The organism is Ruegeria sp. HKCCD6647-2 (genome assembly GCF_057221075.1).
This window is the reverse complement of record NZ_JBWVBD010000004.1, coordinates 225,306-244,389: the sequence shown is the minus strand read 5'-3', so window position 1 is coordinate 244,389 and position 19,084 is coordinate 225,306. Positions and strand designations below refer to the sequence as shown.

Genomic DNA, 19,084 nt, shown 5'->3' with positions numbered 1-19,084 from the left:
AGTCAAACTCAAATAACTTAACTAAACTTCAGAGAATTTGAAGCATGGCTATCAAGATCGAAATGCTGCGCTGTTTCTGTACCGTTGCCCAAACAGGCAACCTGGCCGAGGCGGCCGATCGCTTGGGTCGCACGCAATCGGCTGTTTCAATGACGCTGAAACAGCTTGAGGATCACCTGGGCAAAAAGCTGTTTGAAGGGGAACGAAAGAACCACTTGTCCGCTTTGGGAGAGCAGGTGTTCGAAATGTCTCTGAAACAAGTTCGCCAGTTTGATCAGACCGTTCAATCTATCGAAGCAGCAGCGGACGCCATTCACGGCCTGATACGGATAGTGTCCGTCCCCTCGGTCGCGGCACTGATGTTTCCTTCGGTTCTGGAGTACATGACCTGCCGTTTTCCCGGACTGAAAGTCGAGCTGCGGGATACGGACACCCAACAGGTTCTGGATGCGCTATCCGACGGCAAAGCTGACATCGGGATCGCGTCGGGGTTTCATCCTTTAAAGGGCATCAAGGCGATCCCCCTGTTCGAAGATCAATTCGGGCTCGTGTGCGCGTCCGACCATCCGCTTAACACGAGACCCGAACCGCCATCCGTCGATGATGTGATGGCAGCCTCATTTGTCCGAAATGCCTTGTGCGATCTCATCCAGACGCCAAAATTCGTGAACGCGATTGAGGAGGCCGATGTTACTATCCACAACACGCATTCGCTTATAACCATGGTCAGAACCGGAGAGTGGGTTACCGTTCTCCCCCAGACGGTTGCGCGCTTTATTCCAGAAACCACCGCATTTCGTCCCATTGCAGACCTTTCCGACAAGAGGCAGGTCTATTTGTATGTGAAGGAAAGATCGCGGTTCGAAGATCTGACGACTGAATGCAGTGCCTTCATTTTGAGCCGAGAATGGGTATTGGCCCGGTAGGTATTCAGGGCTTTGAAATGACCTGATTGAACCAATTCGATCCCCGTGACCCGCAGTCAGGAAGGTCGGGTATCGTAGGAAGGATTCAGATTTCCAGTGCTGTCAGCGCCTCTGACAACACTCGTCGAAAACTGAGACTGGAAGCTGGAACAAGTGCCAACACATGCTCTTTCCGTAGAACCGGGTTACGGCGGCGCGCCTCGGTTACCCACCATGCGGCTTTGTCGGGATTTTCATTCAACCATTGGCTCATCGCTGCAAAAAAGGCCATACCGGCATGCGCCCACGGCGTTCTGGCCGCAATCTCGGCCCATTTCACAGCGGATTCGTAGTCTTCCTGCGCAATGTACACCCACATCTTGTTCCCGGTCATTCCGGGCCGAAACGGATCGATGGGACTCAGATCGATAGCCCGGTTGGCGTTGCCCATGGCGGTCTCGAAATCATCCGTGAAGACGCTTGCCCAGCTGGCCCCGTAATAACCCCAGGTATAGTTTGGGCAGGCGCTGATCGACTGGGTAAACCATTGTTTGCTGCCCTCCGGGTCGTGGTCGAGCCAGTGGCATCGTCCCATCATGAAATTCGCAAAAGGATCACGTGGTTGCAGCGACAGGCTTTGTTCGGCAAATCTGCGGGCGCTGTCCGCCTCAGTCGAGTAATCCGGGGTGTAGCGCATGAATGCGTTCTGAAAGCGAACGAACGCCATCCCAGCGCTAGCCCGCGCCAGCTTTGGCTCCAGATCAATTGCGCGGCCCAACATCTTCCGGGCCATCTCGTTGCCCTTGCGGCTGAACTGGCTCATGTAGTGAAACCCCAGATGCATGGCGGACCATGCATCCAGGTTTTCGGCGTCCACCGGCCCAAGCGACGCAGTTTCATGCTGCGGTATCTCAAGTTCGGCAACCATGATCACGTTGGCTGCTATCTCGGCACGCAACGTGTGTATGTCGTCGATATTCGCGCTTTTCCTGAGCGCCCAAATGACTTCTGAACTGCGGGTGTCTGACAGCTCTGTGTCAATTGTGATCCGGCTTCCCGTCAGTTCAACCACGCCAGTCAGGCAGTAACGCGCGTTCAGGATGTTGTTGACCTGAGCCAGATCGACCTGTTTCCCCCGAAATTTGAAGGCCGAGCCATGCGAGACCACTTTGATCCAGCGCAGGCTGGCCAACGTCATGATCAATTCCCTGGGGATCGCTTCCTCGATGGCTTCGAACCTGTCCAGATCGCCGTTTCTTTGAAAGGGTAAAACCGCGATCGAAGGTTGGGGGTCATGGCTGAGCGGGTTCTCGTTGTCTGCAGAGTCGTCACCCTGATTTGGTTCCGGCAGATGGTCGTCGCGCGCTTCGGCCTTGGCGCGCAGTGTAACGTCACCCGTAAACCGAAAGCCGTGGCCACGCACGGTGCGGATCAGGTTCGGGTCCTGATCCGTATCGGTCAAAACGCGCCGAATATCCCGGATCCGACTGGAAATGGCGTCCTCGGAAACGATACGCCCCTTCCAGACCTTTTCCACAATCTCATCCCGGCTGACCACGCGATGTGCATTTTCAACAAGCAAACTCAGCAGGTCGAAGACCTGGGGTTGCAGGTGAACAGTGCGCCCGTCGCACAGCAGTTCACGGCGCGATACATCCAGAACAAAGGGCTCGAACGAGTAAATCACTGCGGTAACCCGCTTTTCGAATTTCGTCTTCCAAGCATAGTGGGATAAAGAATCCCCGCAATATCCCGGAAATCTCCAACCTGCCTCCCAGCAGCCTCATCGCATCTGACCTAGTGCTGTTGGATCGAAACGTGCCGAGGGAGGCGATTATGTCCGATCATACCAACCCCACCAATACCGTTCTGCCACTGTCAAACGAGAGCTATTTTCTGACGGATGGCGGTATTGAAACGACACTCATTTTTCACGACGAGATTGACTTGCCACTCTTTGCGTCATTCGTTCTGCTGGAAACGGAAAAAGGGCGGAATGCCCTTATCGACTATTTCGAACGCCACATTGCGGTCGCGCAGGCGCATAGGCTTGGTTTTGTGTTGGAAAGCCCAACATGGCGCTCCAGCCGGGACTGGGGGCAAAAGCTGGGCTACAGCGCGGGCGATCTCGACAAGATCAATGCCGATGCGATCTACCTTATGCGCACGTTGCGCAACCGGCACGAAAGCTCCGTTTCTCCGCTGGTGATCAGCGGGTGCGTCGGTCCGCGCGGCGATGGTTACGTACCGGGCGAGCTGATGACGGCGGCAGAAGCCAAAGGTTACCACGCGCCCCAGATTGCGGCCATGGCCAACGCCGGTGCCGACATGGTGACGGCGATCACGATGAACAACACGCCCGAGGCGACAGGCATCGCGCTGGCGGCAAAAGCGCAGGGCGTGCCGGTGGTCATTGCGTTCACCGTGGAAACCGACGGCGCGCTTGCGACCGGACAATCACTGGCCGACGCGATCCGGGAGGTCGACGAGGCAACCGATGGTTACCCGATTTACTTCATGGTCAACTGCGCGCATCCGGATCACTTTGAACATGTGCTGCGCGACGGTGGCGAGTGGCTGCGCCGTATCGGAGGTATCCGTGCCAACGCGTCTCGCATGTCGCATGCCGAACTTGATGAAAGCGAAGTGCTGGACGATGGCAACCCGGCGGAACTGGGCGAGGACTATCGCAGGCTGATGGAGATTTTGCCCAACCTGCGGGTGCTGGGCGGATGTTGCGGTACTGATCATCGCCACGTCGACGCCATGGGTCGCGCCTGCACCCACGCGCATCACGTTGCTGCACAATAGCAATCGTCGGCGCGGAAGTGATCCGAGCACAGGCTCGGGTCACACACTATTGCAAAAGGAAGTTAACAAATGAATTTCTCAATACGCCCCGTTGCATCGGAAGACACGAAAGCCGTCGCAAAGGTCCTTTCAGATCCGACAGTTATGCTTGGTACGATGCGGTTGCCCTTCGTGCCCGACGCGCTTGTGGCAGAACGAACTGCGGCTGCACCCGGCATGTACCGGCTGGTCGCTGAGACCAGTGAAGACGTCGTTGCGTATTGCCAGATGAGCACTTTTCCCGATGTTCCACGCCACAACCATGTCGGTGAGATTGACCTGATCGCGGTGCGCAGTGACTGCCAGGGCAACGGCATCGGCAAAGCCATGATGAACGCCTTGCTGGACCTTGCCGACAACTGGTTGCAGCTGGAACGCACCGGCTTGCTTGTCTGGTCCGACAATGATCGGGCAATTGCGCTTTACGAGGCGTTCGGCTTCGAGATTGAAGGCACTCTTCGACGGTACGCAAGGCGCCCGGGAGGGTTCGCAGACGCACATATAATGGGGCGGCTTTATTCGGTCCATCATGGCGTCGAACAGACCTCCGGCGCGAGTTTGGAGCAGGTCTGAATTCTCGCTTTGGGGCAGAACGCATTCTTTGAACCGGGAAGTGAAGAAACTGAGGACGTGGCTGGGTAACTCGAAAGGCTCGCCCCAATATACCAAGTCAAACCAAATATCGTTCGGCAGCGCCAAGTGTCGTTGCCGAACGTCCGATCTGACCCGCTCCGAATTGAAGATTGAACTGGAAATAGCGGTTAAAATCGACATGCTGCGGTGAAACTTCGGAGCACGATCAGCCCAATGAACAGTTCGGAAACACTTAGCCCCGCAACAACGCCGCGCACGCGGGCCAAAGCCCGGCATATTCTGGACAATTACTACATCGGCCCGGCGCGTGACGAAGAAGTGCTGGAAATCTGGGGCTATACCGACCGCATGACCTATTTGCCCGGTGACACACTGACACTACGGGTCTCGACCACGGCCGAAAAGTGGAATCTGGAGATCGGCCAGGATGGTGTCCGGTACCAACCGCTGCTCAAGAAGGCCGGGTTGAAAGGTATGCATCAGAAGACACCATTGGACTGTTCGGTAAATGGGTGTGGTTGGGACGTCTCATATGAATTCGCCATCCCGGATGACTGGAAAGAAGGTGGTTATCTGATCACTTTCAGTGCCGAACGGAACGGTGACCGGGTTGAGGAACATCATCTGTTCCTGCTGCGTCGTGCGCTGGGCAGACCGCCCGCACCATTCGTGCTGATCTGCGCAACGGGAACATGGCTGGCCTATAACTGCTGGGGCGGTTCCAACCATTACGAAGGGATCACCGGACCCGATGGCGATGCGTTTTCACCGGTCGTATCAACTCAGCGTCCCTGGACACGCGGGTTCTGCAAACTGCCCGAGGGCGCCCCGCGCGCCGTTCCCGAGGCGCCGCACGTCCCCGGCGGCATGGTGCGGTACCCGTATATGGAATGGGCTTATTCCTATGGCTACTCCAAGAAATATGCATCGGCTGGATGGGCCAGTTACGAACGTCACTTTGCCCGCTGGGCCGAGACGCAGGGGTTCGAGTTCGATTTCGCCACTCAACACGATCTAGACGCCGATCCACAGCTGTTGGAGCGCTATCGATGCGCAGTCTTTGTCGGGCATGACGAGTATTGGTCGGCAAACATGCGCCGCGCTGTGGACCGTTATTCCGAGAACGGAGGCCGGGTCGCTCGGTTTGGTGGAAACTTCTTGTGGCAGACGCGGATCGAGGATGAAGGCCGGACCCAGGTTTGCTACAAATACACCGCCGATGAGGACCCGCTGAACGGCACCGATCAAGAGCACTTGGTGACGACCGCCTGGGAGGTCGCACCCGTGAACTGGCCCGGCGCCCAAACGTTTGCGGCCAACGGGTTAAAAGGGGTTTACGCTGGTCTGGGACGCTGTGTTGGACAAGGCAGCGGCGGCTTTACTGTCTATCGCCCGCAGCACTGGGCGCTGAACGGCACTCACCTGGGTTATGGCGACCAGCTGGGCGCAGAATCACGAATTTTTGGCTACGAAGTGGATGGCGTGGATTACCTTATGGAGGATGGCCTTCCCTTTGCCACCGGCTCTGACGGTGCAGATCCGAATGTCGAGATACTGGCGCTTGGTCTGGCCACGAATGTCGAGCCCGAGCACGGTATCTGGGGCGAAACTGTATATATCGGAGACGCGGATGCGACCTTCAAAGCGCAGGCCATGTTCGGTGACGTCACTGCGGAAACATTGGACCGCAGCAGCCGCGGCAACGGGGTAATCGTGCACTGGAAGCGTGGAAAGGGTGAGGTTTTCAATGCTGCGACATGCGAGTGGGTCATGGGATTGACCCGGCGCGACTGGCAGGTCGAACGTGTTACCCGGAACGTACTGGAAAGGTTTGGAGCTTCGAGATCAAAGATCAACGCGGCTTCCCAAGCGTCGGCTTAGCAGTCCGAACAAGATTTTGGGCGAAAACCGAACGCCCTTGGTTCAAGATATCTGCGTAGAATTCGCGATCCTTCTCAACTGATTGCTTGCGGGCTGTCGGGCGCATTTTGGCTGCTTTGGGCAGACAACCAATCCACGACCTTGCGCGCCTCCGGGCGCGGCTTGCTGCCGTTCTGCACCTCAACGAAGTAACCATGGGTTGGGGCAATTTCTTCATCAAAAAGCCGAACCACTCTGCTTTCCGCCAGATCCTGATCAATCAGCGGCAGCCAGCCAACAATCACGCCCTGACCTTCGGCAGCGCCACGCAACAGGACGTTTGCATCCTCGAAAATCGGGCCGCGCAGGGGGGCAACATTCGTCACACCCATCGCAGCGAACCAGTCCAGCCATCCCCAGTGATTTCTCTGATGCATCAGCGGCAACTCCATCAGGTCCTTGGGGGTTTTTATGGGGCCATGGCTATTGACGAAGTCTTCGGATGCAATCGCAACAGGACATAGTTCCAGCAACTTGATGACATCACCCGGCATTTCGGCCATGCGGTCCCAGCGGATCACAATGTCGACGTTACCGCGATCCTGTGTGTTTGGCCGGAAGGACGGCAGTACCTCGAGTTCGATGTCCGGGTGAGTCTCCCAAAAGTCGCTGATCCGTGGCATCAGCCAACGCGCCGTAAAGATCGGCCCCGCAGAAAGACGCACCACCCTGCGAGAAGTGCGGTGCAGGGTGCGAACGGCGCTTTCCAGTATTCCGAAGGCTTGCGAAGTTGCCTCCGCCAACCGCTTTCCGTCTTCCGTCAGCACGACGTCGCGGCCCGAGCGTTCGAACAGTTTGACGCCAAGCTGGTCTTCCAGACCGCGAATATGGTGACTGATAGCGGTCGGTGTCACGATCAACTGCTCGGCCGCGGCGCGGTAACTTCCCAATCGGGCTGCTGCGTTGAAGGCACGTAGTGCGGGCAAGGACGGTATCACGAGTGTCTCATAGATAAGTTCAGCTCATCATTTGCTGAGAAAACCGCTTTTGTAAATTAGTTGTTTTGCGCGCAGATTGAATGTGCAGAAAATTCGACTCATGAGTTCATGCCCAATTCGATCCGAAGGCGCGGTCGCAAAGATCGCCTTGCACAAACAACACGTTCGGATGCCTCTCCTCCGGTTTGGCCGGGGGTCAGCGGCGGGCGACTGAAACCACTGTCACCTGAGGAAGTGAAGCTCGTTGAAAAGACTGCGTTTTCGCTTTTGGAAACGCTTGGTTTAAGTCAGGCAACCCCGTCGATGATCGAGAAAGTTGTCGCGGCCGGCGGCGCGCAGACCGACGGCGGTCGGTTGTTGTTTCCGCAGAACTTGGTGCGATGGGCTATTGATGGGGCGCAGCGTGGCTTCATTCTGTGCGGTCAAAAACCAGAACGCGATCTGAAAATCGAAGGTTCCAGCGTGCACATGTCCACAGGTGGCGCGGCACCCGGCGTGTTCGATCTGGAGACACATGTCTATCGCGACTCCACGTTGCAGGACCTCTACGACGCGGCACGGATCGTGGATCGGATGGACAACATCCATCACTTCAGCAGGTCGGTTGTCGCGCGGGATATCGAAGACAACGCGGCGATGGATCTAAACACTGCCTACGCCTGTCTGTCGGGCACGTCCAAACACGTTTCGATCTCGATTACCGAGCCGCAGAACGTCGCTGAGATCGCCCGGCTTTGCTATGACTTCGCCGGTGGAGAAGCCGCATTTCGCGCCCGGCCGTTTCTGACTGTCATGGTGTGTCACGTGGTGCCACCGATGCGGTTTGCGGAAGAAGCCTGCGATGTTCTGGAACTGGCCATCAATGCTGGGTTTCCTGTGCAATTGATCAGCGCAGGCCAGGCCGGTGCAACCAGCCCGGCCACGATTGCCGGTTCCCTGGTGCAGGCGGTGGCAGAAACTCTGGCCGGGTTGGTCTTCGCGCGTCTGGTCAATCCCGAGGTGAAGGCGATCTTTGCACCCAAGCCCCTGGTCGCGGACCTGCGCACCGGCTCGATGAGCGGCGGCGGGGGTGAGCAGGCCATTCTGATGGCTGGTGCGGCGCAAATGGGCCGCCACTGGGATCTTCCCACAAGCTCGATTGCCGGCATCACCGACGCCAAGCGGCTGGACGCGCAATATGGGGCCGAGAAATCGTTGGCCGTGACCATGGCGGCGCACGCGGGATCAAACATCGTCACGCAGGCTGCGGGTATGATGTCGAGCCTTCTGGGCGTCAGCCACGCGGCCTACATCGTCGACAACGATCTGCTGGGAAATATCCTTCGGACAATCCGCGGAATCGAAGCGACGCCGGAAAATATCGCTGCCGACGTTATCGCAGCGGTGTGCTGCGGCGAAGGGCACTATCTGGCGGAACAGCACACATTCAGCCGAATGAAATCGGACTACTTCTACCCCGAGATCGGTGATCGCCGTGCCCCGCGTGAGTGGCAGGATGACGGTGCATTGCGTGTCGGCGAAGTGGCGCGCGACAAAGCCCGTGAAATCCTGAACAGCCATTTTCCCGACCATGTGCCCGACGATCTGGATCGGGCCATCAGGACAAACTTTGACATCCGCCTGACACGGGCTCAAACCGGACGACCGGAATGAAAAACCAAGACCTAAGCAACCGTGCGCGTACAACTTTGCCGGGCGGTGTCAGCCACGAACTTCGGTATCGCGATCCGCATCCTATTTACATTGAACGTGCATTCGGGGCCGAGAAATGGGACGTCGAAGGACGGCGCTACATCGATTTCAAGATGGGTTCGGCCAGCCAGATGCTGGGGCATTGCCATCCCTCGATTGTCGACGCGATCCATGCTCAGGCAGAGCGTTCGGTTTTTTCCGCCGATTGCCATGCGGGTGAAATCGAATGGGCGGAATGGATAAATCGGCTCTATCCTTCTGCTGAGCGGACGCGTTTTACGTCGTCTGGTACCGAGGCCACGATGCTGGCCCTGCGGCTGGCGCGTGCCTTTTCCGGAAAAGACCACGTTCTTCGCATCGACGGGCATTTTCACGGTTGGCACGATCATGCGTTGAAGGGGGCCAAGCCTGGCAGTGATCAACCCTTTTCGCTTGGAATTCCCGAAGCGGTGAACGATCTGATTCATATCTGCTCGGCAGAAGCCACGGCGATGGAACACGCGCTGCAGGATGAGCGCATCGGCACTGTGATCATCGAAGCCTCGGGCGCAAACTACGGTAGCGTCCCGCTGTCGACCGAAACCCTGCGGGCCCTGCACGATGTGGCGCGGGCCGCCGGGGTTGTACTGATCTTTGATGAGATCATCACCGGATTTCGCTGGGCCCCGGGCGGACGGCAGGCGCGCGACGGGATCGTGCCGGATTTGACCACTTTGGCCAAGATCGTGACCGGAGGTCTGCCGGGCGGCGCGGTTTGTGGTCGGGCCGAGATCATGGAACTGATGAATAATACCACCGTCCGCGACGGATACGCGCCCGCTGTCGGCCACAAAGGGACTTTCAACGGGTCGCCCCTGGTCGCAGCCGCCGCTTGTGCGGCAATGCCGATATTGGCAACTGGCGAAACGCAGGCGCAGGCGGATGCAATGGCAGATCGGATGCGCAATGGCGTGAACGCCGCGATTGCCGATCAGGGCTTTCCTGGCCTCGCATACGGTGACAGTTCGGTTTTTCACGTTTTCTTTGGTCGCAATTCTCTTGAAGGGCTCAGCCCCGCTGAAATCCGTGGGATGCCCAAGCCGATCGTCAAAGCCTATCGTGACGGGATGTTGGCGCGTGGGGTGGACGTGATGTCCTACACTTCGGGCCTGACATCCGCCGCCCACACGCCCGCGCTGATCGATGAGGCGCTGGAGGCCTTCCGTGGAACTCTCACTGACATGATCCGCGACGGAGTGCTGACATGACCCTGCCCACCCATGCGCGCACGGTCATCATTGGCGGCGGCGTTATCGGCTGTTCCATCGCCTATCACCTCGCGCGCGACGGGCGCAGGGATATCGTTGTGCTGGAACGATCAAAGCTGACGTCCGGCACCACATGGCACGCCGCTGGTCTGGTGCGTCGACTGCGCCCTTCGGCCACGCTGACCAAGCTGATCAATTACTCAATCGACCTTTACGAGGAGTTGGAAGTTGAAACCGGTCAGGCGACCGGCTGGGTCCAGACCGGCTCGCTGACCTTGGCCACCAATCCCGACCGGCTTACCAACATAAAACGGCAAGTGTCTCTTGGTCGCGCTTTCGGACTGGAGGCCGAGGTGATCGACGCCGCGCGAGCCAAGGAACTCTGGCCTTTGATCGACGTGGACGACGTGATCGGAGCGGTGTGGTCACCGGCGGACGGCAGGGTCAACCCGTCGGACGTTGCATTGGCGTTGTCGAAAGGCGCACGGGCGCGTGGCGTCCAGTTTTTCGAAGATACCAGGGTGACCGGCCTGCGAAAGAAAGGCGACCGGATCTCGGGGGTTGAGGTCGGATCACACGTGATTGACGCGGAAGAGGTGGTAATCGCCAGCGGCCTCTGGTCGCGTGAAGTCGCCGCGATGGCGGGTGCACATATGCCGCTCTATGCCTGCGAGCATTTCTATATCCTCACAAAACCGCTTGCCGAAGTGCAAAAGCTGGGCAAAGGGGCGCATTTGCCAACACTCAACGATCAGGATGCATACCTTTATGCCCGCGATGATGTCGAGGGGTTGTTGGTCGGCTCGTTCGAACCCCATGCCAAGGGGATTTCCACCAAGGACCTGCCTGCGGACTTTTCCTTTGATCTGCTGGACGAGGACTGGGATCACTTCATGCCAATGATGGAGAACGCCTTGCGCCGCATTCCGGCACTGGAAACTGCAGAGGTGCGAATGCTCCTGAACGGTCCCGAAAGCTTTACGCTGGACAGTCAGTTCATGCTGGGCGAAAGCCCCGACGTTCCGGGATTGTTTCTGATGGGGGGGATGAATTCTACCGGTATCGCGCTGGCCGGTGGCGCGGGCAGGGCAATGGCGGAATGGATCATTTCCGGAGAGCCGACAATGGAGCTGAACGAGGCCGACATTCGCCGATTTGGCCCGGAAATGAACGTGCTGGGTGCGCTGGAGGCGCGAATTCCGGAAGTGCTGGGGCGGCACTACGACAACCCATATCCCGGACGGTCGATGGACACAGCGCGAGGTCAGCGTCGTTCACCCATCCATGCCGCGCTGGTTGATGCCGGAGCGCAGTTCGAGGGGCGCGGCGGCTGGGAGCGGGCCGTGCATTTCGGCAGCAAGACCGCTCATCTTCCTCTCACCTTTAGCGCACCAAAATGGCGGGATCAGGTGCAGCAGGAGGTTGAGGCCTGCCGAAATGGGGCGGCCATTCTGGATCAGTCGGCGTTTGGCAAGATCATGGTGCAGGGACCGGATGCCTGCGTCTTTCTCAATCGCCTCTGCGCGGCGCAGATGGATATTGAACCGGGTCGCATTGCTTATACCCAGATCCTCAACGCGCGCGGCGGCGTTGAAAGCGATCTGACGGTGCATCGGCATGGGCCGGACGGGTATCTGATGATAGTTGGCGCGGGTGAGGTTGTGCGCGATCTTCAGCGGATGCGTAGCACCAAGGGCGAGTATCGGGTCGAATTTACCGATGTCACCAGCGGGTATGCCATTCTTGGGTTGGCCGGCGCCAAGGCACGCGACGTGTTGCAGGCAACATCGAATACACCAGTGCCCGAACTGAAACGCTTTGGCTTCGCCCCGGTCGAAATTGGATTGGCCCGGGGGTGGGCGGGTCGGCTGAGCTATACCGGGGAAGAGGGGTACGAGCTGTATGTCCCCTCCGACATGGCGATGGCGGCGCATGAGGCGCTTGTGGCGGCGGGTGCCACCCATGCCGGCCTCTACGCCAGCGGTTCGTTGCGGATCGAAAGCGGGTTTCGCGCCTTCGGTCACGAGCTGACACCGGGCATCACGCCGCTGGAAGCCGGCCTTGGCGCCTTCTGTGCATTTGCCACTGGTTTTGTCGGTGAAGATGCTTTGCAAAAGGCCGGTCTTCCTACACGCCGCGTCGTCTCGGTGCTGTTTGATGATGCCGAGGCAATCCCGATCCACGACGAACCGGTCTATTTCGATGGCTCGGTCGTTGGGCAGATCACATCGGCTGCGTGGAGTTACCGGTTTGGTCGCTCGGTGGCGTTAGCGTTGATCAACGCGCCGCTGGAAAGGCTGGCCGAGCAGGATGTCGTACCCGGTTTTCAAGTGGAAATCTCGTGCACCCGGTTTGACGCAAAAGTCTCTCTCAAACCCGCCAAGGAGGCGTTCTGATGTCGGATACGATCCGAACTACTCGCGTCGCCATCATAGGCGGCGGCATCATGGGTGTCGCCGCCCAGTACCAGCTGGCCGAAAACGGCTGGACCGACACAATCCTGTTCGAAAAGGCGGAATTGACCAGCGGCTCGACATGGCATGCAGCCGGACAGATCGCCCACGCGGTCGGCAGCAGAGTCATGGGCTGGGTCAACAAGACCTCGATCGAAACCTACAAACGTGTCGAACAGGAAACCGGTCAGAGCATCGGCTGGCACGAAGTGGGCGGGTTTCGTATCGCAACCACGGATGATGAGGTTGACTGGATGAAATCCATAATGGGCGTCGGCAGGCTGCTCGACTTGCCGATGGAACTGGTTGGCCCGGCAGAGGTCGCCAAGGTCAATCCGTTTTACAGGGTCGATGACGTCAAGGCTGCGGTGCAGACGTTTGAGGACGGTCATATTGATCCGTCCGGCGTGACCATGGCGCTGGCGGCGGCGGCCCGTGCGCGGGGCGCGAAAATCGAGCGGCGCAACCAGGTGCTCGGGGCCAGTCGAAAGGGGGATATGTGGCTGCTTCGAACGGAAAAAGGAGACATTCTGGCCGAACATGTCGTGATTGCGGCCGGGTCCTACGCCAATCAGGTTGGCAAATGGTTCGGGTTGGAAATCCCGTCGGTCAGTTGCCTGCACCACTATCTGGTTACGGACACGGTGCCTGAATTTGAAGGCCGTCCCGAGCTGCCGGTGATGCGGGACAATGCCTATGGCGGCTACATCCGGCAGGAACAGAAATCCGGTCTTATCGGAATTTACGAAGGCCATATGTGCCCAACGGTCTGGGAAATGCCCGAAGGTGCCCCCTGGGCTGCCGAGAATGAACTGTTCGAGGCCGATTATGACTCGATTGGCGATTTCCTGATGATCGCTTTCGACAAAATGCCGGTGTTGGCGGAGTTGGGGATCAAGCGCGTGGTGCGAGGGGCCATTACGCATACACCGGATGGGGGTATGCTGGTTGGGCCGTCCGGCGCTCCGAATGTCTGGCTTTCGTGTGGTTCTTCCATTGGGTTGGCCTGGGGCGGCGGTGCGGGCAAAGTTCTGGCCGATTGGATGGTTTATGGTGAAACGTCGATCAACACGCGTGGATTTGATCCCCGTCGCTATGGCGATTTTGCCAATGATCACTTTATCGTCGAGCGTACCAAGGACGAATTCATGCGCCGTCATGACACACCGTGCCCCGGCAAACAATTCGACGCGTTGAGACCGCTCAACCGCCACCCTCTATATGATCGGCTGGTGGCCAAGGGCGCCGTTTTCGGTGAGATTGCGGGGTGGGAGCGCCCTCGTTACTTCGGTGACATCGGGGAGACCGAAAAAATCGGCTGGGGCCGCCAGCCCTGGCACGCGAACGCGATGCGCGAGGCCAATGCGACACGCAGAGCAGCAGGTGTTATTGACCTCTGCGCCTTTGCGCAGTTCGAGATCACTGGTAAGGACGCAGACACCTTGCTGGACCGGCTATCGGCCAATCGGATACCACGCAAGGACGGTCGAATCAGTCTCAACCACCTGCTGACGGAACAGGGCCGGTTCGAGACTGAGATCACCATTTGGCGGATAGCCGAAAACCGGTATTTCACCGGTTCGCCGATCGCTCGGGCCAATCCCGATTTTGACTGGATCCAACGCCACATCATTCCCGGCGAAGACGTGCAGATTGTAAACCGCACCAGTGATTGGGGGATGCTGGCTTTGTCCGGTCCGGCCTCGCGCCGCATCCTGTCACAACTGACGGATGCAGACCTCTCCAACGCAGCTTTCCCGTGGCTTTCCGGGCGGCAGGTTACGGTGGCAGACGTACCGTGCTACGCGCTGCGGGTGTCGTTCGTGGGGGAGCTTGGCTGGGAATTGCACGCTCCACTGGATCGCATCGCCGAGGTGTATGATGCTTTGTTTCAGGCAGGCGCTGCACATGGTCTGACCGACCTCGGGTCATATGCTTTCAACGGCATGCGTATGGAAAAAGCCTTTCGTGCCAGTGGTGAACTGACTACCGATATCGGGCCGTTCGATGTGGGGCTAGAACGCTTTGTCGCCTCAGAAGGGCGTGAATTCATAGGCAAACAAGCTTTGCTGGAGCGCGATCCGGAGTGGGAGCTGTTCTATGCTGAGATTCACGGCAATGACATCGACGTTCATGGCGGCGAACCGGTCTTGCTGAACGGTCAGCCCGTGGGCCTGACCACGTCGGGCGGCTACGGTTACACGATCGGCAAATCGCTGGGTTGGCTTTTTGTGAAGAAGGGCACGCCGCGCGACAGGCTTAGCGTGCAACTACTGAACAAAGCCTATCCCGTGACCATACATGAAGCCCCGCTTTTCGACCCTGACAACCTGCGCCCCAGATCCGAGGATTGAGACATGACAACCATAACAGGCGGTGAAACCGTCTATCGCGTATTGAAGGCCAACGGCATCGACACCGTCTTCGGGATTTTGGGCGGTTCGATGCTTGAACTCTATGATGCCATGTATCAGGGCGGCGAGATCGTCTATGTCGGTGCGCGCGATGAACGCGCGGCGGGGCATATGGCGGATGCCTGGGCGCGTATGACCGGCAAGCCCGGTGTCGTCCTTGGGGCGCAGGCGGGGCCGGGCGTGGTGAATATCGTGACCGCCGTGGCCGAGGCGTTTCTGGCGTATTCTCCGATGGTAGTAATTGCCGGGGCGATTACCCGGGCGGATCAGTGCAAAGACACCTTTCAGGAGGTCGATCAGGTTGCGTTGTTTGCGCCCATTTCGAAACGCTCGGTCATGGTCACTGATCCGGCGCGTTTGGCGCCGATGCTCGAAGACGCCCTCAGGTTGGCCAATACGGGCCGTCGCGGTCCGGTCGTGCTTCATGTGCCGCGCGATCTTTTTGCCGCCGATCTTCCTGCCAAAACGCCAAAACCGCTGAAGATAGCCCGTCCAGGCCCCGCGGCGCCGGCCGACATCACGGCAATTTCCGAAATGCTGGCAGGGGCCGAGCGCCCGGTTATTTTTGCTGGCGCTGGGTTCAAATGGAGCGCTGGCCGGGACGCCCTGACCGCTCTTGCGGAAAAGCTGGAAGTTCCGGTGGTTGCTTCGACCGGCCATGCGGATGTGATGCGTCACCGACATCCGTGGTTTGCCGGCCAAGCCGGACCGCGCGGCAATCGCGTGGCCAGCCGCCTGACGAAAGAGGCTGACGTAATGGTCGTACTGGGCGCGCGGCTCGGGTTCAACTCGACCTTCCACAGCAATGACTATGTCGGGTCGGAAACGCGCATCGCTCATGTCGATGTCGAAGGTTCTGCCCCAGGGCGCTATTTCCCGGCAGAAGTTGTAGCACAAGGTGATGCCCGCCTTACGGCCGAGGCGCTTACGTCTGTAACCGCCAAGCCCCGTTGCGATGTCTGGCGTGACAGCTTCCGCGCTGATCTGGAAAGCCTCTGGGCCGAACGTGCGGAAGAGGCGGCTATCTCCAGTCTCCCGATGCACCCGCGTCGCGCCCTGGCGGAACTGCGCGATGCCCTGCCCGAGGATGCCATCGTCACACTGGACACGGGCAATACCTGCCTGCAGGCCGCCGACCGACTTGCTCACTATGCGCCGATGTCGTTAATCACGCCACTCGACTTTGGTCTCGTGGGTTTCGGTCTCGCCGCTGCCATTGGCGCCAGGGCTGCGGCCCCTGACCGCCCGGTCGTTGCAATTATGGGTGACGGGGCCGTCGGCTACACAATGATCGAAATCCAGACGGCCATTTCGCACAACCTGCCCATTACAATTGTCGTTTTGGATAACGAGGCCTGGGGCGCCGAAAAAGCTTATCAGCAGGAGTTCTATGGCGGGCGACTCCTAGGGGCGGAAATCCAGTCGCCGCGCTATGACAAGTTCGCAGAGCTCTGTGGTGGCAAGGGCATGTGGGTGGAAGGCCCGGGGGGAATGGGCCCCGCCCTGCGAGAAGCCATCGCATCGGACCAGACGACTGTCATTCAGGCCAAAATAGATCCCGCCGCCTTGATGACACTGCGCAAGGACTTGTTCAAAGCCACGCAGGGTAACGGGTAATCAAAAGGATTTGTGACAACCTTAGGTGCTGGCTCTCAACAACCCGACGATCTCGTCAATCTCTGGCCGTCGCCTAGTTCGGTGTGGAAGGTTCAGTACCAAGGAACGACCGCTCGTACAGGATTTTCGGGATGCTGGACAGAGCGTCCCGGCCTCGAGTGCGTGTTCGATCAGGCATGCATGCCCCATCAGAATACCAGCCCCGGCTTTGGCCTCCTCAACGGCCAAGCTGTAAAGTGAGTACCGAGGGCCCTTTTGCGGATCATTCAGTGGAATACCACATTTTGTCGACCAATCCGACCAGTCGTTGCGCCATGTCTGATCGTGAAGCAACGGGAAGGAGTCCATGCAGCGTTCGTCTGTCAATTGCGCAGTGATCTGCGGCGTTGCGACGGGAAACAGGCCATCTTCGGCAAGCACGATCTGATCCGCACTGCCATCTGGCACCGAAAAGAAAACGGAAAGATCAAACAGCTCTCGTGTCAAGCTGGGCGGTGTTTCCAGCGCGGTTACTGAAAAGTTGATGTCAGGATAGGCTTCACGGATTTTTCCAAGACGAGTTGGAAGCCAGAGTTGTGCAATTGAGGGTAACGCCGCGATGTGAATGTCAGCGTTGGGCCGAAGGTTTCGCAAATTGCTCGTTGCCACAGCCAACGCGTCAAACGCCTGAGTGAATTCTTTTGTCAAACTGCGTCCGGCGGGGGTCAATTGAACGCCTTGCGCATTTCTTTGAAACAACGCGACGCCCGCCCAAGCTTCCAAAGCCTTGATATGCTGAGAGATAGCCCCCGGTGTCACGCTCAGTTCGTCAGCCGCGGCGACGAAGCTTCCATGTCGTGCTGCCGTTTCAAAGGCACGCAACGCATTCAACGGAGGCCCTTTGGGGCGGGGAGGTGAGACGGTCAATTCAGCAGCCTTAGTTTTTCTACGCCAAGAAATAGCAAATCTGAGTTGCGATGTCATTCGATCTGATCACACTTGTCGCGAATTGGAGGACACAGACATGACAATCGAAATGAGGGATTGGGTTCCAGCAGCATGCGAAACGCTGGTTCAGGATATCGCGACACGGACTTCGCAGGCTTCGTCGAAATCCGTGCTGAAGCGGATAGAGCATCTGGCAGAAAGGAACCGCGAGATTCACGAGAAAGAGTGTTTCAATCTCAATCCAGCAACAAATGTCATGAACCCAAGGGCCGAGGCTTTGCTGGCGTCGGGAATAGGGTCGCGCCCGTCGCTCGGGTATCCGGGCGACAAATACGAGATGGGTTTGGAAGCCATCGAAGAAATCGAGATTATTGCGGCTGAGCTTTCTGCCGAAGTCTTCGAAGCGAAATATGCTGAAATTCGGGTGCCCTCCGGCGCGATCGCAAATCTTTACGGGTTCATGGCCACATGTAAGCCAGGTGACACGATTATCGCCCCGCCGGCTTCGATTGGTGGTCATGTGACCCACCATCTGGCGGGATGCGCCGGGCTGTTCGGCCTACGGACCATTGACGCTCCGACGGATGCAGACGGTTATACGGTCGATCTTGATCACTTGCGCCAGATCGCACTGAAAGAGCGGCCCAAGCTTGTCACCGTTGGTGGTAGCTTGAACCTGTTTGAACATCCGGTTGCCGAAGTGAGGGCGATTGCTGATGAAATCGGCGCGAAGGTGATGTTCGACGCCGCCCATCAATGCGGAATCATCGCCGGAAAGGCGTGGCGCAATCCGCTTGCAGATGGCGCTCATTTCATGACGATGAGCACGTACAAAAGCCTAGGCGGTCCGGCGGGTGGCCTTATTGTCACCAATGACGGTGAGATTGCCAAGTCGCTCGATGCCATTGCCTTTCCCGGTATGACGGCAAATTTCGATGCCGCCAAATCGGCGGCGCTGGCCGTGACGATGCTGGACTGGCGCGACTTCGGCGCCGATTACGCGACCCAGATGGTCGACATGGCGTCTGCACTGGCTGCAGCGCTGGACTCGCAGGGCGTCCCGGTATTCGCTGGGCGGAACGGTTTTACGAACTCGCACCAGTTTGCGGTTTTGGCAGAGCGCTATGGCGGCGGCCAAGCCGCGTCCAAGCTGCTGCGTCAGAGTGGATTTCTGGCCTGCGGCATTGGTTTGCCCGTGCCGCAAGTGGACGGAGATATGAACGGATTGCGCATCGGAACCCCTGAACTGGTTCGTTGGGGAATGACGGTGAATGACGTTGATCGTCTTGCCACGCTCATTTCTGCAGGATTGGCCGGTAGGGACATCGCTCAGCAAGTGGCCGATTGGCGGCAAGATTTCTCAAAAATGTGCTTTGTTCACTAGTTTCCATCCGGGTGACACAACAGGGTTTCGACCCACGGTGTATGTTGACGGAAATGGCCTGGTGGCAACTGCCTTACACAAGAGCGTGCCTGCGAAGCAGTTGGATGCCGGACTAAACTACCGTGCAGATGTGCGAGGTCCTG

13 protein-coding genes are annotated in these 19,084 nt (G+C 58.3%); 10 read left to right on the top strand and 3 right to left on the bottom strand.

Going from position 1 to position 19,084, the window contains the following annotated elements; all coding sequences use genetic code 11:
• Nucleotides 1-44 precede the first annotated feature (44 nt).
• Entirely contained in the window at nucleotides 45-926 is an 882-nt protein-coding gene (locus AC2TDJ_RS12620) for a LysR family transcriptional regulator (RefSeq protein WP_480842702.1), read from the top strand.
• 85 nt (nucleotides 927-1,011) lie between these two features.
• Here AC2TDJ_RS12620 and AC2TDJ_RS12615 read toward each other — a convergent pair whose 3' ends face one another.
• Nucleotides 1,012-2,592 (bottom strand): winged helix-turn-helix domain-containing tetratricopeptide repeat protein, encoded by a 1,581-nt coding sequence (locus AC2TDJ_RS12615; RefSeq protein WP_480842700.1) that lies wholly within the window; start codon nucleotides 2,590-2,592, stop codon nucleotides 1,012-1,014.
• Nucleotides 2,593-2,741: 149 nt separating this feature from the next.
• Here AC2TDJ_RS12615 and AC2TDJ_RS12610 point away from each other — a divergent pair, with 149 nt between their 5' ends.
• From AC2TDJ_RS12610 to AC2TDJ_RS12600, 3 genes are all read left to right on the top strand, one after another.
• Nucleotides 2,742-3,716, top strand: a complete 975-nt coding sequence (locus tag AC2TDJ_RS12610; protein WP_480842698.1) for a homocysteine S-methyltransferase family protein — start codon at nucleotides 2,742-2,744, stop codon at nucleotides 3,714-3,716.
• Nucleotides 3,717-3,785: 69 nt separating this feature from the next.
• Entirely contained in the window at nucleotides 3,786-4,328 is a 543-nt protein-coding gene (locus AC2TDJ_RS12605) for a GNAT family N-acetyltransferase (RefSeq protein ID WP_480842696.1), read from the top strand.
• A 234-nt stretch (nucleotides 4,329-4,562) separates the two neighbouring features.
• Complete coding sequence (locus AC2TDJ_RS12600) at nucleotides 4,563-6,230, top strand: N,N-dimethylformamidase beta subunit family domain-containing protein (RefSeq protein WP_480842694.1); 1,668 nt, start codon at nucleotides 4,563-4,565, stop codon at nucleotides 6,228-6,230.
• Between the two features lie 74 nt (nucleotides 6,231-6,304).
• Here AC2TDJ_RS12600 and AC2TDJ_RS12595 read toward each other — a convergent pair whose 3' ends face one another.
• Nucleotides 6,305-7,207, bottom strand: a complete 903-nt coding sequence (locus AC2TDJ_RS12595) for a LysR substrate-binding domain-containing protein (RefSeq protein ID WP_480842692.1) — start codon at nucleotides 7,205-7,207, stop codon at nucleotides 6,305-6,307.
• A 108-nt stretch (nucleotides 7,208-7,315) separates the two neighbouring features.
• On the opposite strand from AC2TDJ_RS12595, the gene AC2TDJ_RS12590 reads away from it, so the two are divergent.
• Genes AC2TDJ_RS12590 through AC2TDJ_RS12570 form a run of 5 tightly spaced genes read left to right on the top strand, consistent with a single transcriptional unit; the run spans nucleotide 7,316 to nucleotide 16,630 of the window.
• Nucleotides 7,316-8,860 carry a trimethylamine methyltransferase family protein gene (locus tag AC2TDJ_RS12590; RefSeq protein WP_480842690.1) on the top strand — a complete coding sequence of 515 codons (1,545 nt, stop codon included), beginning with the start codon at nucleotides 7,316-7,318 and terminating at the stop codon, nucleotides 8,858-8,860.
• Entirely contained in the window at nucleotides 8,857-10,146 is a 1,290-nt protein-coding gene (locus AC2TDJ_RS12585) for an aspartate aminotransferase family protein (protein WP_480842688.1), read from the top strand. The genes AC2TDJ_RS12590 and AC2TDJ_RS12585 overlap by 4 nt, the downstream gene beginning before the upstream one ends.
• Nucleotides 10,143-12,542: a GcvT family protein gene (locus AC2TDJ_RS12580; protein ID WP_480842686.1), complete on the top strand. Its 2,400-nt coding sequence runs from the start codon at nucleotides 10,143-10,145 to the stop codon at nucleotides 12,540-12,542. Before AC2TDJ_RS12585 ends, AC2TDJ_RS12580 begins: the two co-directional genes overlap by 4 nt.
• On the top strand, nucleotides 12,542-14,953 hold the full coding sequence (locus AC2TDJ_RS12575; protein ID WP_480842684.1) for an FAD-dependent oxidoreductase: 2,412 nt from the start codon (nucleotides 12,542-12,544) through the stop codon (nucleotides 14,951-14,953). Before AC2TDJ_RS12580 ends, AC2TDJ_RS12575 begins: the two co-directional genes overlap by 1 nt.
• 3 nt (nucleotides 14,954-14,956) lie before the next feature.
• The gene (locus AC2TDJ_RS12570) at nucleotides 14,957-16,630 is read left to right on the top strand and encodes a thiamine pyrophosphate-binding protein (protein WP_480842682.1); all 1,674 of its coding nucleotides are present in this window, start codon (nucleotides 14,957-14,959) and stop codon (nucleotides 16,628-16,630) included.
• A gap of 21 nt (nucleotides 16,631-16,651) precedes the next feature.
• On the opposite strand, the gene AC2TDJ_RS12565 is transcribed toward AC2TDJ_RS12570, so the two are convergent.
• On the bottom strand, nucleotides 16,652-17,536 hold the full coding sequence (locus AC2TDJ_RS12565; protein ID WP_480842680.1) for a LysR family transcriptional regulator: 885 nt from the start codon (nucleotides 17,534-17,536) through the stop codon (nucleotides 16,652-16,654).
• A 97-nt stretch (nucleotides 17,537-17,633) separates the two neighbouring features.
• Between AC2TDJ_RS12565 and AC2TDJ_RS12560 the strand changes: the two genes are divergently transcribed.
• Nucleotides 17,634-18,941 (top strand): aminotransferase class I/II-fold pyridoxal phosphate-dependent enzyme, encoded by a 1,308-nt coding sequence (locus AC2TDJ_RS12560; RefSeq protein ID WP_480842678.1) that lies wholly within the window; start codon nucleotides 17,634-17,636, stop codon nucleotides 18,939-18,941.
• Nucleotides 18,942-19,084 lie beyond the last annotated feature (143 nt).

Bases quoted from the DNA above. Each gene is read 5' to 3' on its own strand.
- AC2TDJ_RS12585 (WP_480842688.1), top strand. From the start codon at position 8,857: ATGAAAAACCAAGACCTAAGCAACCGTGCGCGTACAACTTTGCCGGGC.
- AC2TDJ_RS12580 (WP_480842686.1), top strand. From the start codon at position 10,143: ATGACCCTGCCCACCCATGCGCGCACGGTCATCATTGGCGGCGGCGTT.
- AC2TDJ_RS12560 (WP_480842678.1), top strand. From the start codon at position 17,634: ATGACAATCGAAATGAGGGATTGGGTTCCAGCAGCATGCGAAACGCTG.
- AC2TDJ_RS12610 (WP_480842698.1), top strand. From the start codon at position 2,742: ATGTCCGATCATACCAACCCCACCAATACCGTTCTGCCACTGTCAAAC.
- AC2TDJ_RS12600 (WP_480842694.1), top strand. From the start codon at position 4,563: ATGAACAGTTCGGAAACACTTAGCCCCGCAACAACGCCGCGCACGCGG.
- AC2TDJ_RS12590 (WP_480842690.1), top strand. From the start codon at position 7,316: ATGCCCAATTCGATCCGAAGGCGCGGTCGCAAAGATCGCCTTGCACAA.
- AC2TDJ_RS12575 (WP_480842684.1), top strand. From the start codon at position 12,542: ATGTCGGATACGATCCGAACTACTCGCGTCGCCATCATAGGCGGCGGC.
- AC2TDJ_RS12605 (WP_480842696.1), top strand. From the start codon at position 3,786: ATGAATTTCTCAATACGCCCCGTTGCATCGGAAGACACGAAAGCCGTC.
- AC2TDJ_RS12620 (WP_480842702.1), top strand. From the start codon at position 45: ATGGCTATCAAGATCGAAATGCTGCGCTGTTTCTGTACCGTTGCCCAA.
- AC2TDJ_RS12570 (WP_480842682.1), top strand. From the start codon at position 14,957: ATGACAACCATAACAGGCGGTGAAACCGTCTATCGCGTATTGAAGGCC.